Origin of the sequence: Nonomuraea basaltis (assembly GCF_005893125.1) — a bacterium.
In the GTDB taxonomy this organism is placed as follows: Bacteria; Actinomycetota; Actinomycetes; order Streptosporangiales; family Streptosporangiaceae; genus Nonomuraea; species Nonomuraea basaltis.
The window spans coordinates 1-15393 of sequence record NZ_VCJS01000273.1; the positions used below are offsets into that span (position 1 = coordinate 1).

The following is a 15393-nucleotide window of genomic DNA, read 5'->3' on the forward strand; positions in this document are numbered from 1 at the left end:
GGGCTGGGAAGATCAGGACGGGTGGCAGGCTGGGGTCGGCCAGTGCGACCGGGGTGTAGCGGCAGAAGTAGGAGGGGATGAGGGTCAGGCCGCGGCCGCGCAGCTGGATCTCGTACTGGCCGGCGGCGTAGTCGGTCTCCAGGATGGGGGGCCGCCAGCGCGTGCGCGGTCCCAGGGCGGCGAGCATCGCCTCCACGCCGTGGTCGCTGAGCAGGCGGGTGAGGCGGGCGCGTTCGCGTCCCAGTGCGTGCTCCATCGTGGTGCGGGGGAGGGCGAAGGCGGTCTGGCAGTAGCGGGCGGCCAGGCCGGCCAGGCCAGTGATGGCGCGCTGGTTGCCGCGGGCGAGACCGTCGAGGGTGGCGGGCAGGGCGGCGTGCCGGCGCAGCTGGCCCACTTCGCGGCGCACTCGGGAGGGCGGAGTGTCGGCCAGCGCGTCGATGCCGCTCCGCGGCCCGGCCTGGGCGTGGTGCGGGGTCAGGAAGTCGGGGAAGTAGGCCTTGATCGGCATCAGCGGCACCAGCCTCTGCCGTACCGGCGTCAGCAAGCCCGCCTCGGCCAGGTCCGCGCGGGCCTGCCGCCGCCAAGCGGCCATGTCCTCGCCCCCGCCGGGCCTTTGCAGCACGTGCAGGCTCATCGCCATTTCCCACAGCTCATCGATGCGCGAGGCGATGCGCACCCGGACCAGATCCTCACCGGTAAAGACGATCCTCAAGATTCCCCCGGTCATACCCGCATACTCCATGGTGCGGATCACCAAGCGATCAACACCCTGTCGACGGTGCCGGGTGCGTGGCTGTGACCTGGGTGTTCCGGCTCAGGCTGGAACACGGTGACGCGCGGGGGCCTGGCGTTGTGAACTGGCCTGGACCGATCGCCGACAGCAAGGGAAGGCATCCTTTCGATGATCGAACACGTGAGGCGGATCGCCGTCACCGCCGCGGCGGTGGCGGCCGGGCTCTGCAAAACGCAAAGGTTCCACGAGGGGGGTCGCGGAGTGTCAGCCCGAGCGATTATGGCACGCATCGCTTTCGTGGGGACGCTTATAGGAGCGCTCGGCGGCGTGATCTCGTCACCCGCGTCGGCGAACATTATGCAGAGCCGCAGCTACTACATCATCAAGAACAAATACACCGGTAAATGCCTGGACGTTAGCTCAACGGCACCAGTTATCACGGCTACGTGCGATGGCTCTGCGGGCCAACGATGGTACCCAGCACAGGGATCGGCGAACCCGCAAGGCTCGCACCTGATCAAGAACGACGAGAAAGAGCAATGCATCGAGAACGTTTCTCCGCTCGTCGCGATTGCATCATGCGATTCAAGCTATAAGAGCCAAACATTCTGGACCTGCTCCTACTGCTCCGTGATAAGCAACTATCCAGCAAGCAGCAGTGTGCCCACCCAGCTGTACGACGAAACCGGCACCAATCGCGTCCGATCCGCGCAAACCGTAACGCCGGCCAGCGCTGCGCTCTGGGAAAAGCAGTGTGTAATCGCTCCCGACAACGGCCCCTGTCTGCCCATCTAGCTGCCGGACGCGGAGCCGCACAGCACGACGCCCCGCCTCCTCGAGAGGCGGGGCGTTTCGTCGTGCCCGGGGTGGCTACGAGTCAGGCGGATCGGCGGGCTCCCTCGAGCGACGCACCCTGATACCCCATCGCTTGCGCAGCCACTCCACGCCCGCATAGAAAGCGACCACCACCACCTCAGGCTCCGGCTCAGACTCCGGAGGCGAGGCCTCGACGAGCCGGGGATGCGCCTCGATAGACCTCTCCACCTGCCTGTCGATCCAGTGCCACCGCCACGGGTCGTTCTTGCGGCGCTCCTGCTCGACCGCCAGCTCACGAGCACGCACCTGCGCCTCCCTTTCGCGAGTGCGCATCGCCCGGGCGGCCGCCGGCGACGACCGCGCCAGCAGCTCCCGCGCCTGCTGCGCACGATCGGCGTATGGGTCGATCACGACTCCGTCCTCCGAAGATGCTCGACCTCCCGTTGCAGCCGCTTGGCGTCCAGCGCCGCACGGGCCGCACGGAACGCCGCGCTCGGGCCGGATGTCGGAGCCTGCTCGGCCACGGGCGGTGGCGCGAGCGCTTCCGCACGGCTCAGCCGCGGAGCCAACTCGATCGGGCCGCCTACGCGCTGCGCGTTGGCCTCCTCCAGCCACGCCCGCCACACGTCCTGCTCGGCACGTAGTCGGGCGGCCGCGGCCGCGAGCCGCTGTGACTTGCTGGGCAGGGGCCGGCCGTGCTCGTCGAGCCAGGCGGCGAGCCGGTATCGCACCCAGCCGGGGACGTTGCGGATCTGGTCGCGGCTGGTCCAGGTGTAGGTCCAGGCCGCACCGTCCGGCTGGTGGTCCAGGGCGTGCAGCACATCCTTGGCGGTCCACCCTGCAGCGATGAATGGCCTGGTCAGGTGCCTGATGTACCACGGCGACAGCCGTCGCAGCGTGGTGCTCTCGTCGTGGATCTGCTGGGCGATGTGGAGGGCTTGAGCTCGTGCGTGCTTGCGGGTCCCCGGCGTGGCGGTGAGTCGGTCCGTCGTCGAGATTCGGTTCTTACGGCGGTGAGATGTTGATCTTTCTCGCGCGCGCGTAGGACCTTCTTGTACTCCCCTACGGGAAGTACAAGAAGGGGGTTCAGTTGTCGTTTTGTCGGTGTGCGTGTCGGATTCGTCCAGCTCAGGAGCAGGAACGCAGAGCACCCACACCGCCGCCCGGTTCCCCAGGCCGTCCTCGGTGAGCCCGCACTGGTTGCCCCGCCGGAACCGGTTAGTCGTGCCCTCCTCCACGACGCCGAGGAAGCCGCGCTCACGCAGCCACCTGATCCAGCGTTTCACGGTGGACAGCGACAGGTCGAGGTCGTCAGCGATGCGCTGCTCGGTCGGGCGGGTCGTCATCGTCGTCCAGTCGGCCCAGTGAGCGAGCTTGGCCGCCACCTCCGTGAGGTTCCGGTAGGCGTGGCACTTCAGCGCGAGCGCGTCGGGGTGCTCCTTGACGGCGCGGAGGACGTCGCGCTGCGAGCCGGCGCGGCGCATGCCTTCGGGGACAGCCGACAGGACCGCCGCGCGGGAGGGGATCAGCGAAGGTTGAGAGGCGTTCGGCGGCCGTGCGGCCCAGTCCTTCGGGCGCACCGGGGCGAACGCTTGGCGAGGTGATATCTTCGGCTCCAAGCATCTTGAGCACCCTCCCGATCGGCTCGTCTGGGCGACCAACCTTTGGGGCCGGTCGGGGGATGCGGGTGTTGAGGTGATTTGGTTAGGCGCTCTCCGCTCAGCGGGGGGCGCCTTTCTCGTTGTCTGGCCGGGGCTGCTCCTGATGGCGGGCTTTCGGATGCAGGCTTTCGCCTTGTTGCGGCGGACTCGTGTGATACAAACAGCGTGTTCTGACGTATCAGACGCGTCAAACACACCATAGCGCGACGCGTGCGCTTGCACGAGACGCGTCCACAAAGATCACAAAGCGCGTAGCGAGGACTCCTCGGGACGGTGATCGCCACTCGCCTGCATGCCCGACACCAGGCGAAACACCGAAACGCGCACCGCCACAACCCCTCAGGAGAAGCACAATGGCCCGCGTCAGAGACCTGTGGTTCACGACGGTCAAAGGACCTGACGGCAAACCCATGCGGAAGAAGACCGCGAAGCATCCCGACAACGGCGGGAACACGAACGCGAACCGATGGCAAGCGGTGTGGATCGGACCGGACGGCAGGGAGAAGACAGCCACCCGGCGCGTCAAGGACGAAGCCAAGAAGTACGCCCGGAAGATGGAGGAGGACCTGGCGCGAGGCGAGTACATCGACCCTGCAGCCGGCAATGCGGCATTCGGCACCTACGGACAGCGGTGGCTGGCCTCCCGGGCCGGCATCGATCCGGCCTCCGTCATCCGCTATGAGTCGATGTACCGGCTCCACATCCAGCCGAAGTTTGGCAAGCGCAAGGTGGGGTCGATCAAGCCGTCAGAGGTGCAAGCATTCCTTGCCGAACTCTCTGAGCGATACGAGGCCTCAACCCCGATCACGGCGCTTCTTGTCCTCCAGGGCATCCTGGATCTCGCCGTTGCCGACGAGAAGATCAAGAAGAACCCGGCGAAGGCCGAAATTGTCAAGGCACCAGCGCACGTGTACAAGAAGGTGGTCCCGTGGCCCGATCTGGTGGTCCTCTCGATCATCGCCGCCCATCCTGAGCATCTGCGTGCTATGCCGGTCCTCGGTGCTGGATGCGGCATGCGGGCGGGCGAGTGGTTCGGCCTCGCGCTCGAAGACGTGGACTTCGACGAGATGACCATCCACGTCCGGCGCCAGGTCAAGAAGCTGAACAGCGAGTTCGTGTTCGCCCTACCGAAGAGAGACAAAGTGCGCACGATCCCCATGTCTGAATGGGTCGCCGATCACCTTCGCACGCACATTGACGCCCACACGCCGCGGCCATACACCTTGCCCTGGGAGAAGGTCAGCGGAAAGCCACGTACGCACAACCTGCTGTTCCGGTGGGCGACCGACGGTTTACATGTCCGGCACCGCAACTACGACGAGACTGTCTGGAAGCCTGCGCTCGTCGCGGCAGGGGTCATCCCTGAGCCGGTCAAGGACGTAGGAGGCAGGCGAAGGTACCTCACGACTCGGCAGCAGGGTACGCATCAGTTCCGCCACTACTTCGCCAGCGTCACCCTGGCAGGTGGCGTGACGATCAAGGATCTGTCCGAGTACCTGGGGCATGCCGACCCGGCGCTTACTCTCCGTGTCTACGCTCACATGCTGCCTTCGTCGCATGACCGGGTACGCGAGGCCATTGATCGGCAGTTCCGGCGGCCCGGATCTTCGTAAGGCAGAACTGAGACAGAACTGGGGTCTGACGCCCGATGATCTGTCGGCCGGGGAAGGCGTGGCGCGACAACTGCCCTGTGGCCACGCCATCCCTCTGGCCTGCGGAATCCTTACCTCACCGGCAGGCCGGTCACGGCTCGCCCGATGATGAGGCGCTGGATCTCGCTCGTCCCTTCAAAAATGGTGTAGATTTTGGCGTCCCGGTGGAAGCGCTCCACCGGATGCTCCCTCGTATACCCCGCGCCGCCCAGGACCTGGATCGCCTGCTCCGTCACCCACACCGCCGTCTCCCCCGCCACCAGCTTCGACATCGAGCCCTCCGCCTGCTCGAACTGCCTGGAGTTGCGGGCCATCCAGGCGGCTCGCCAGGTCAGGAGGCGGGCGACGTCGACGCGGGTGGCCATGTCGGCGAGGAGGAAGGCGATCGCCTGGTTCTCGCCGATCTTGCGGCCGAACTGCTCCCTCTCGCGGGCGTAGTCCCTGGCGTACTCGAAGGCCGCCCTGGCGATGCCGACGGCCATCGCGGCGACCGACGGGCGGGTGGTCTCGAAGGTGCGCATCGCCGCCTGCTCGCCGGCCCGCTCGCCGTTGCGTACGCGGGCCAGCCGGGCGTCCAGCTTCTCCTTGCCGCCGAGCAGGCAGGAGCCGGGCACGCGAACGTTGTCCAGGATCACCTCGGCGGTGTGCGAGGCGCGGATGCCGTGCTTGCGGAACTTCTGGCCCATGGTCAGGCCGGGCGTGCCCGGGGGGATGACGAAAGAGGCCTGGCCGCGGGTGCCGAGGGACGGCTCGACCGAGGCGACGACCACGTGGACGTCGGCGATGCCGCCGTTCGTGGCCCAGGTCTTGACGCCGTTCAGCACCCAGTCGCCCCGGTCGTGGACGGCGCGGGTGCGGATGGCGCCGATGTCGGAGCCGGCGTCGGGCTCGGAGGCGCAGAAGGCGCCCAGCTTGACGTCGTTCTCCGTGCCGAACATCTGCGGCAGCCACTCCCCCATCTGCTCCGGGGTGCCGTTCGACGACAGGGCGGCGGCGGCCAGGCCGGTGCCGACGATGGACAGGCCGATGCCCGCGTCGCCCCAGAAGATCTCTTCGAACGCGACAGGCAGCCCGAGGCCGCTCTCCTCGAACCACTGGGTGGCGAAGAAGTCGAGGGAGTACAGGCCGACCTTGGCCGCCTCCTGGATGACCGGCCAGGGGGTCTCCTCGCGCTCGTCCCATTCTGCGCCCGCCGGGCGGATCACGTCGCGGGCGAACTCGTGCACCCAGTCGCGTACCTCGGCCACGTCGTCACTGAGCTCAGGACAGAACCCGCTCATCCGCTGCACACTCCTCGCACTCGTCCCCAACCGGCGGGCGGACGTTACCGGTGGTAACACCTTACCGATCGGTAGCTCGAACAGGAACGTCTCGGGGATGATGATTCTCGCCGCTCCAAGAGCGGCGCGGATGGTTCGGGGACTCAGGCCGGTACGGTGATCATGGGTGGGCGTTCCGAGATCCCGACGTCGCGGTTCACGACGTCGTGCCCGGCCTGGCCGCGCCGGAACTGTGCCAGGTACCCGGAGGGTTCGTGGCAGGCCTGGATCTTGCCCTGGCGTTGCAGGCGCGACCAGGCGGCCAGCATGATCTGGCACGCCATGCCGCCCAGCGCCTCGGTCGACTGCGGGGCGTGCTCGCGCGACCCCAGGTCCACCTGCGCGAACGCGTCCAGCCCGGCCAGGTCGAGCAGGTCGATGAGCAGGCCGAGCTCGACGCCGTACCCGGTCAGGAACGGGACGCGTTCGAGCGCCGAGCGGCGGCCGGCGTACTCCCCCGCCAGTGGCTGCACGAAACCGGCGAGCTGCGGCCAGTGCAGGTTGATGAGCGGGCGGGCGACCAGCTCGGTGACGCGGCCGCCGCCGTTGGGCGCGCCGTTGAGCGGGCGGTCGTAGCAGCCCTTGACGTAGACGACGGTGCGGTCCGTGAGCAGCGGGCCGAGCACCCCACCGATCAACGAAGGACGAAAATTCCGGATGTCGGCGTCGGCGAACACCAGCACGTCACCGTACGTGACCGCCAGCGACTTCCACAACGCCTCCCCCTTGCCGTCGAGCGGTTCGAGCTGCGGCAGGATCTCGTCCTGGGCGTACACCCGGGCCCCGGCCAGCGCGGCAACCCGCGCGGTGTCGTCGCAGGAGCGCGAGTCGATGACCACGATCTCGTCGACGACCCCGGCCAGCTCGCGCTGGATGACCCCGACGATCTCGCCGATGGTCTCCCGCTCGTCGCGGGCCGGGAGCACCACGCTCACCGTGGTATCCCCCTTGGCGGCCGCCAGGTCCCGGACGGGCCAGTCCCCGGCTGACGAAGTACGGCGCCGCAACCATCCGCACACTTCAGGCAGCATGCGACACCTCCCCCCAATCCCCTCCAATCCCCCGCACATGCCAGATTATGCGGTGCTGGCGTGGCGCTCCAGGAAGGTGTAGACGTCCGCCTCGTCCACGCCGGGGAACGACCCGGGCGGCAGCGCGGCCAGGATGTGGGAGTTGGCGCGGGCCGACGGCCAGGCGTACCCCTCCCAGCGCTCGGCCAGCTCGGCGGGCGGGCGGCGGCAGCAGTCGCCGTTGGGGCAGTTGGACTTGGTGCGGTTGGTGGTCTCGCGGCCGCGGAACCATCGCGACTCCTTGTACGGCACCCCAAGCGTGATCGCGAAGTCCCGCTCGCGCGACGGATCCACGTGCGCCACGCAGAAGTAGGTCCCGGTAGGCGAGTCGGAATACTGGTAGTAGACGGAGAACCGGTCGGGCGAGGCGAACACCTGCCGCCCCGACCACTGCAGGCACATCCGCTGCCCCTCGATGGCGCCCTGCTCGTCGGCGGGGAAGACGATGCCGTCGTTCTCGTACGCCTTGTAGATGATGCCGCCGGCGTCATTGCGCACGAAGTGACAGACGAGGCCGAGGTGGTGGCTGGCGAGGTTGGTGAAGCGGTGCGCGGCCATCTCGTACGACACCGCGAACACGTCCCGCAGGTCCTCCACCGACAGCGCCCGGTCGGACTTGGCCTCCTGGAGATAGAGCGCGGCGGCCTTCTCGGGGACGAGGACGGCGGCGGCGAAGTAGTTCGCCTCGGTGCGCTGGCGCAGGAAGTCGGCGAAGTCTCGCGGCTTGTCGTGGCCGAGCGCGAGGTGGCCGAGCGTCTGGAGCAGGATCGTGCGCGGAGTGTGCATGCCGAGCTGCTCGTGCTTGACGTAGATGCGGCGGTTGCGCATGTCGGTGATGGAGCGTACGGAGCGGGGCAGGTCCTGCGCGGTGTGCACGGTGTAGCCGAAGTGCGTGACCAGGCTCTGGATCGTGCTCTGCGACAGCGCGCCGGTGCGGTAGCCGACCGCGTCGAGGGCCTTGGCGGCCGCCTCCTCGATCTCGGGGAAGTAGTTGCCCACCTCGCGCTGCCTGCGCCGCAGCTCGGCGTTGGCGGCCCTGGCCTCCTCCGGGGTGGCGGTGCCGCGGGCCTGCCTGGCGCGCAGCTCGCCGTAGAGGCCGAGGAGGTGTTCGAGCACGTCGTTCGGCACGCGCGCGGAGACCTTCAGCCGCGGCAGGCCGAGGGCGGCGTAGATGGGGTCGCGCTGCGCCTCCTCCAGGGCGATCTCGAGTTGGGCGCGCCGGTTGGGCGGCTGGCGGCGCAGCAGCTCCTCGACGGGCACGCCGAGGGCGGCCGCCAGCGACTTGAGCAGCGACAGCTTGGGCTCGCGCTTGCCGTTCTCGAGCAGCGACAGCTGGCTGGGCGCCCTGCTGACGCGCGCCCCGAGGTCGGACAGCGTGAGGCCGCGCTGTTTGCGCAGGTGGCGCAGGCGCTGGCCAAACGCGATGAGATCAAGCTCCTGCGTCAAAGACAGCGGTTCTTCGCCTAGCAAGGACGCCATGGCGGAATCTTAGACAGAAATTCGATCCATTTTCTAGGCCATGCGGTCCCGTTGCTCAGCGAAGGCGTCGTTCCGTCCGGTAGCGGTGGCCCACGTCCGCCAGTTCCTCTCGTCAACGCCGCCCGCCGGCGAGGGCCGGCATCAGGCCCCGGCTGCCGGGGGCCGACGATCACATCGCGCACCCGCAACGCGAACGCCGTAAGGCCGGCGCGGGGAAGCGCCGCCACGGGCGGGCGTCGCTCATCAGGGCGGCTCGGCTTTTCACGACCGGGATTGGTCTAGGCCAACGGTAAAACTCTCAATTTCTTCTCTACTGAATACCCACCAGTAATGGACGTTTTGAGAATTTTCGCGTTTCTTCTCCAAGATTTCTGCTGTTGACGCAGCCGTCCAGGGCAGAGACTCGGCGTAAGCACCCAGGGGACGACAAAGGAGTGAGCAATGATCGATCGCCTCAAGGGAGCTGCTGAGCAGCTGCAGGACGAGTGGGACAACGACCCTCGCTGGGAGGGCCTCGAGCGCACCTATGGCGCCGAAGACGTGATCAGATTGCGCGGCAGTGTCCAGGAGGAGCACACGCTGGCCCGGCTCGGCGCCGAGCGGCTGTGGAACCTGCTGCACACCGAGGACTACGTCAACGCCCTCGGCGCGCTGACCGGCAACCAGGCCGTGCAGCAGGTGAGGGCCGGGCTGAAGGCGATCTACCTGTCCGGCTGGCAGGTCGCCGCGGACGCGAACCTGGGCGGGCAGACGTACCCGGACCAGAGCCTGTACCCGGCCAACTCCGTGCCCGCCGTCGTGCGCCGCATCAACAACGCGCTCCTGCGAGCCGACCAGATCACCTGGTCGGAGGGCGTGGAGAGCCCGCACTGGCTGGCGCCGATCGTGGCCGACGCCGAGGCCGGGTTCGGCGGGGTGCTGAACGCGTTCGAGCTGATGAAGGGCATGATCGCGGCCGGCGCCGCGGGCGTGCACTGGGAGGACCAGCTCGCCTCCGAGAAGAAGTGCGGCCACCTGGGCGGCAAGGTGCTGATCCCGACCGGCCAGCACATCAAGACGCTCAACGCCGCCCGCCTCGCCGCCGACGTCTGCGGCGTCCCTTCACTGGTCATCGCGCGGACCGACGCTCAGGCCGCGACGCTCCTGACCAGCGACGTGGACCCGCGCGACCAGCAGTTCACCACCGGCGAGCGCACCGCCGAGGGCTTCTACCGGGTCAGGAACGGCATCCAGGCGTGCATCGCGCGCGGCCTGGCGTACGCGCCGTACTCCGACCTGCTCTGGATGGAGACCGGCACGCCGGACCTGGACGTGGCCCGCGAGTTCGCCGAGGCGATCAAGGCCGAGTACCCGGACCAGATGCTCGCCTACAACTGCTCGCCGTCGTTCAACTGGAAGAAGCACCTGGACGACTCCACGATCGCCAAGTTCCAGCGGGAGCTCGGGCACATGGGGTACAAGTTCCAGTTCATCACCCTCGCCGGGTTCCACTCGCTGAACTACGGCATGTTCGACCTCGCGCAGGGTTACGCCAGCGACGGCATGACCGCCTACGTCGAGCTCCAGGAGGCCGAGTTCGCCGCCGAGTCACGCGGCTACACCGCGACGAGGCACCAGCGAGAGGTGGGGACCGGGTACTTCGACCTGGTCAGCACCGCGGTCGCGCCCGACTCCTCGACCACCGCGCTGCGCGGCTCGACCGAGGAAGAGCAGTTCAACCACTAGATCCCCTGATCTCGCCGGCCACCTCCAGGGCATGGGATGGTTCCCCCGGCGATGGGCCGCGCCAGTCTCCCCCAGCACTGGCGCGGCCCACTTTCGTGCGCGCCCCCCGCTCTGGGAACCGGACGAACCCGGGAATCTGCGCAAAGCCGCACCAGAGGTGCTCGCCACCGCACGCGCCCAACGCTGGGACCCGGCCGAGGTCGTGCGGGTGCTGTGGCATTGCACCCTCAGCCTGCCCCCGGCGAATAGACGCCACCGTCATGACGAGGTCCTTCAGATTCGATGCGCCGTCGCATAAACGCGTACTCATCCGCGTAGATCGACCTCGCGCCCAATGCCTTCGGCACGGGCCCGGTCGATCAGGAGCCGCGCAGTCGCGGTGTCTTGGAGGCCGATGCCGACGGAGTTGAACAGAGTGATCTGGTCTTGAGAGACGCGTCCGTCGGCCTTTCCATCAATGATGTCGCCCAGCTCCGTCTGCACCGCCGACCACGGGATTGCGCCCTCTTCGATTGCCATAACGGTGTCGCCCGACTTGCTCAGGCTGGCGGCGGTTGAGTCAACAACCACGTACGCGCGCGCCATGGCCTCACCGTCCACCTCGCGGTGGTCGGTGCGCGGGGGTGCACCAACCACGTTTACGTGCAGGCCTGGACTGAACCACGCACCACGGACGAGGGGCTCGTGTGCAGGTGTCAGAGTGCACAGCACGTCCGACTCGCGAGTGACGGCCTCGGCACTCGCGAGCGGTCGGACCGTGATGCCGAAGTCGCGGGTCTCATCGAGAAAGGACGCCACCGTCGCCTGGGAGCGGGACCAGACGACGACTTCCTCGATGTGTGACGTCGACGCGATGGCCCGGAGGTGTTCGAGCGCAAGCTTGCCTGCCCCCACGAGGCCGAGGGTCCGGCTGGTACTCCGCGCCAGGTACTTGGTTGCCACTGCGCTCGCGGCTGCTGTCCGGACCGCCGTGACGAGCCGCCCGTCGAGCAGCGCTTCGCATTCGCCCGTATCGGTGGAGAACACCAATATCGTCGATCGCTGCACCTTGCCATCGTGTCCCATTAGGTCGGACAGCACTTTGACCGACGCCGTCCTGAGGCGCTCATCCGCCGCGGCCATCGGCAGGATCACGGTGCCGCCGACATTGAGAGCGGCAGCCGTACCGTTGCTTGCGAGGCCGATCGAGAGATCGCGGTGAGCTTCTTCGACAGCTGTGAAGATCGCAGTGCGGTCGATCAGGCCAGCGATTTCGGAGTGGCTCAGAATGAGGGTCATCCGCGGTCCCGCCACCTGGTGCCGGGGCTGCCGTTGCGACGAAGTGTCATTCGGTCCTCAACCAAGTCGTGGTTTCCGTGGTCGCGGTGACGACCCCGCGGTGGACGACCCACCGCGGGGCCGGCGCCAGGCGGAGTGCTTCGCTCACCCGGTCGACCGTGAACACGTTGAAATCGGCATCGGCGCCCGGCTCCAGGCCGTAGGCCTCGAGACCGACGGCTTTCGCCGCCTCCGTGGTCACCATGTCGAGTACGGTGTCCAGTCCCGCCGGGTGTGACAGGTGCGCCACGTGGGCCGTGTACTTGGCGACTTCCAGCTGGCTCGGGATCCCGAATGGGTAGTAGGGGTCGTCCACGTCGTCCTGCGCCGCGATCACCCGAGCGCCAGCCGCCAGGAGCTCGCTGACTCGAGTCGTGCCACGGCGAACGGCGCCGCGGTCTTCACGGCCCATCAGCACCAGGCTGATCTGGGGGTTGGTGCAGACCACGACCCCCGCGTCGACCACGCGGCGGATCACCTCGACCGCGTGTGGATGGTCGTACGCCGACAGGGCGCCGACGTGGCCGACGATGACCCGTCCCTGCCAGCCCGCGTCCTCGGTGCAATCGGTGATGATCTCGAGGCTGCGGGCCGCAGGGTCATCGGTGTCGTCAGCCAGGAAGTGCAGGTCGAGGTCGTTGGCGGTGGCCAGTTCGAAGCAGGTCTCGACGTGCTTGCGGACGAGGTCGGCGCTGCGTTCGATCTGCGGGCAACCTGCGATCACGTCAACGCCCCGGCGCACGGCCTCTTCGAGGTGTTCGAGCGTCCCATCGTGGCGGAACAGGGCCTCCTGGGTGAAGGCCGCCACCTGGTACTGGAGGCGTGAGCTGTAGCGCTCCCGGAGGCCGAGAAGCGCATCGACGCCCGTGAGACCTCCCATTGGGTCGATGTCGGCGAAGCCACGGATAAAGCCCGCTCCGTGCACAATGGCGGTATTCAGGACCTCGCTGGCCCGGGCTTGGATGTCCTCGACCGTGTATGCACGCTTCAGGGGCCAGGTCTGTTCAAGGCCATCCTGAAGAGTTCCGGTGCGGTCGTACGGCATCCGGTCGCCGAGCCGCGTCTTGTCCAAGTGCAAGTGGACATTGACGAACGCGGGCAGTACGAGCTGGCCCGAGGCGTCGATTTCTGTGGGTGCCGACTGACCACTGCCTTCCGGTTGGAGGGCGGTGATCCGGTCGTCGGTCACCTCGATATCGACGATGCGGCCGTCCCGCAGCCGAGCCCGCCGTACGACCAGGGTGCTGGGAGCCATCAAGCGCCTGCCCCGTTGATCGCCGAGAGGTTTGACGGGAACGGCTCCGGGTCGCGGAACCGATTCAGCACGTTGGTGGTGACGCGGGCGACGTCGTTGTCGTAGCCCTTGTGCGATAGCGAGCCCGCCCAGTTCATGGAGCTCACCGAGAAGACCGCGCCGCCCTGTCCCGTCTCCATGAACACAATGTCGGAGCGCACCTTGTCCGACCGGACGCCGCTGACGTTCGGGTTGGTGACCGGGATGTCCTCGACAGTGACCTGCATGAAGTCGGTGTGGCGGCCCTTGGAGGTGGCGAGCACCAGGGTGTGCGGTGGGGTCCCCCAGCGCGCATCCACACGGTCGATCTCATCCCCGCAGGCGCCGTCCAGGATCAGGCCGTACTCCCCGATCACCTCATTCTCGACACCGTCGAAGACCCAGCCGGCTCGGCTCTCCCGGATGCCGGGGACGAGCTCGTAGCCCGGCGAAGGAACGTCGAAGCCCTGCGCGGAGAAGCCCACGCCGACGATGCGGTTCGGGTCCTGGCCGCGGTAGCGCCACAGACCGCCCGGCTCAAGAGTGGTCGAGTGGCGGGTCTCGCCGGCGTAGGACTCCCAGGTACGGGTACCACCAAAACCCCGCCTGACCTCCACAACGTGCGGGCGCGTCGGGTGCACGCTCGTCACCCAGTAGAATCCGTTGCCGCCGAGATACATCAGGCGGCCGCCCTCGTCGAGCCACTGCTCCAGCGCATCGCGCATCGGCGTGGTCCAATACTCGGGGTGCGTCCCAGTGATGATCACCCGGTAGCGACGCAGCAGATCGACGCCCTCACGGTGCAGCAGGTGGTCGGTGAGTGTGTCGTGCTCGACGTCCTGCTGCGTCAACCAGTGCTCGATGTACAGATCGCAAGAGAAGGCACGCGGGGCGTGGGTCTGCCAGTTGCGGTGGTCCGGACGCATGTTGACGACCGGCCGCTTCCAGCTGGAGTAGGAGATGCCGGAGCCGTCGGAGTGGCAATCGTAGATCGATGCCCCGAACTCACGGTGCGCCACCAGCAACTCGTCGCCACGGTCGCGCTGGATCTCGAGATTCAGCCAGCCCGGCTCCTCGAGCTTCGCGTTGTCGAGCATGCGGTCGTTGGCGTAGGCCATGTACGACACCGTGGGGAACAGAATCGCCGTGTCTGGTCGGACGACGCCGGGGCGGTGGCTCGGCGCCACGAAGAAGACGACGTACTCGACGTCGCCGTTCACGGTGCACCGCGCGGCGTAGGCGCCGCTCGGCAGATCTGCCGGCAGTTCGATCGTCGAGGTCACTGACCAGCCGACGTCCTCGATGTCATCGGAGTGGAAGTGGACGGCGCCGAACTGATCTGGGGCGTTGTGGAAGTCGCTCGCACCGTCCCAGTTGTGGCCGGTCATGGCGCGGGTCGGCATCTGGGTGACCTCGCCGTGGTTGCCGTGGGGTGAGCGGTCCATCAGACGGATGCCGGTAGTGTCGTCCTCGAAGGCCCACGCTCCCACCGCACCCGCCGGGCGGCCTCCCGCCTGGAGCGCGGTCAACGCGGTCGCGTCGCTCACCCGACCGAGCACGATCGGGGCTTCGATTTTGCCATCGAACAATCCGACGCCCTGCGAATCGGCAACGCGGGCGGTCGCGAAATACAGCGGGCCGGCCGATGCGGTGACCGAGACGCTGCCGGAGGCCGTGACGTGCTGGGCGGGCCACGCCGGGCTTGTTCCCTCGACGCTGACCGTGCCCGAGCCCGCGTCGTAGACCGCGCTGATGAACGTCCACTGACGTTCCTTGAGTGGCTGGTTGCAGGTGATGCTCGCGCCGCCTGCCTCGAACGTCAGCTGACCGCTGCCGTCGATCCCCAGCGTGAAGCCGTTCCCGGAATCGTCTGCGGTGCTGATGACCCCCTGCGTTCGGCCTTGGGTCGGGGCCGTCGGCCACACCCACGCGGCGACGGTGAACGACTGCAGTGCCGCCAACGAGTCGGCTGCGGGGATGATTCCGAACGAACCGCCGAGCACGCGCTGGAGCTGTCCGGGCACCGTGTGGCTCGGAACGGTCTCGACGAGCCGGACGTCGGCGCCCGGGCCGGCCGGATTGGTGTCGCCGTTGAACAGACGGACGAGTTCGACGGTCACCGTGTCCGCGTCAGTCGAGGTTCGGACGTTGACCCGATCACCAGGAACATAGGTGAGGTCGTCGGCGTAGCCAGCGATCCATGTCATGGAATGCGGTGTTCCTGACCCGAAAATTCGACCTTCACGTGGGCAGGCGGCAGCGAACCCCGAGCGGCAATGAGCGATGATGCTTCGCGGTGAGTTGTGTCAGGTCGGCTCGGGCTCGATGAGGACGGCCTTGCCGTTGCG

At 67.7% G+C, this 15393-nt stretch carries 12 protein-coding genes; 3 read left to right on the forward strand and 9 right to left on the reverse strand.

Annotated features, from left to right (window positions below):
• On the reverse strand, window positions 1-727 hold a 727-nt coding region (locus tag EJK15_RS59990), incomplete at its 3' end, for an ArsR family transcriptional regulator (protein ID WP_138719328.1).
• 174 nt (window positions 728-901) lie between these two features.
• Here EJK15_RS59990 and EJK15_RS59995 point away from each other — a divergent pair.
• Window positions 902-1528, forward strand: coding sequence for a ricin-type beta-trefoil lectin domain protein (locus tag EJK15_RS59995; RefSeq protein WP_138719329.1), 627 nt, complete (start codon window positions 902-904; stop codon window positions 1526-1528).
• Between the two features lie 75 nt (window positions 1529-1603).
• Here the strand turns inward: EJK15_RS59995 and EJK15_RS60000 are convergent, their stop codons facing one another.
• On the reverse strand, window positions 1604-1960 hold the full coding sequence (locus EJK15_RS60000; RefSeq protein ID WP_138719330.1) for a hypothetical protein: 357 nt from the start codon (window positions 1958-1960) through the stop codon (window positions 1604-1606).
• Window positions 1957-3129: a hypothetical protein gene (locus EJK15_RS60005; RefSeq protein ID WP_138719331.1), complete on the reverse strand. Its 1173-nt coding sequence runs from the start codon at window positions 3127-3129 to the stop codon at window positions 1957-1959. The genes EJK15_RS60000 and EJK15_RS60005 overlap by 4 nt, the downstream gene beginning before the upstream one ends.
• Before the next feature lie 434 nt (window positions 3130-3563).
• On the opposite strand from EJK15_RS60005, the gene EJK15_RS60010 reads away from it, so the two are divergent.
• A complete protein-coding gene (locus EJK15_RS60010; protein ID WP_138719332.1) occupies window positions 3564-4823 on the forward strand; it encodes a tyrosine-type recombinase/integrase in 1260 nt (419 codons plus the stop codon).
• Between the two features lie 110 nt (window positions 4824-4933).
• Here the strand turns inward: EJK15_RS60010 and EJK15_RS60015 are convergent, their stop codons facing one another.
• The 3 genes from EJK15_RS60015 to EJK15_RS60025 form a co-directional block, all read right to left on the reverse strand.
• On the reverse strand, window positions 4934-6142 hold the full coding sequence (locus tag EJK15_RS60015; protein WP_138719333.1) for an acyl-CoA dehydrogenase family protein: 1209 nt from the start codon (window positions 6140-6142) through the stop codon (window positions 4934-4936).
• Between the two features lie 143 nt (window positions 6143-6285).
• Complete coding sequence (locus EJK15_RS60020) at window positions 6286-7212, reverse strand: glucosyl-3-phosphoglycerate synthase (protein WP_138719334.1); 927 nt, start codon at window positions 7210-7212, stop codon at window positions 6286-6288.
• Between the two features lie 45 nt (window positions 7213-7257).
• A complete protein-coding gene (locus tag EJK15_RS60025; RefSeq protein ID WP_420847171.1) occupies window positions 7258-8730 on the reverse strand; it encodes a helix-turn-helix domain-containing protein in 1473 nt (490 codons plus the stop codon).
• Between the two features lie 441 nt (window positions 8731-9171).
• On the opposite strand from EJK15_RS60025, the gene aceA reads away from it, so the two are divergent.
• Window positions 9172-10455, forward strand: coding sequence for an isocitrate lyase (aceA, locus tag EJK15_RS60030; RefSeq protein ID WP_138719335.1), 1284 nt, complete (start codon window positions 9172-9174; stop codon window positions 10453-10455).
• A gap of 306 nt (window positions 10456-10761) precedes the next feature.
• On the opposite strand, the gene EJK15_RS60040 is transcribed toward aceA, so the two are convergent.
• The 3 genes from EJK15_RS60040 to EJK15_RS60050 all read right to left on the reverse strand — a co-directional run bounded on the left by EJK15_RS60040 (window position 10762) and on the right by EJK15_RS60050 (window position 15252).
• Complete coding sequence (locus EJK15_RS60040; RefSeq protein ID WP_138719337.1) at window positions 10762-11733, reverse strand: ornithine cyclodeaminase family protein; 972 nt, start codon at window positions 11731-11733, stop codon at window positions 10762-10764.
• Window positions 11734-11779: 46 nt separating this feature from the next.
• Complete coding sequence (locus EJK15_RS60045; protein ID WP_171075230.1) at window positions 11780-12961, reverse strand: amidohydrolase family protein; 1182 nt, start codon at window positions 12959-12961, stop codon at window positions 11780-11782.
• Between the two features lie 65 nt (window positions 12962-13026).
• Window positions 13027-15252: a LamG domain-containing protein gene (locus EJK15_RS60050; RefSeq protein ID WP_138719339.1), complete on the reverse strand. Its 2226-nt coding sequence runs from the start codon at window positions 15250-15252 to the stop codon at window positions 13027-13029.
• Between the last annotated feature and the right edge of the window lie 141 nt (window positions 15253-15393).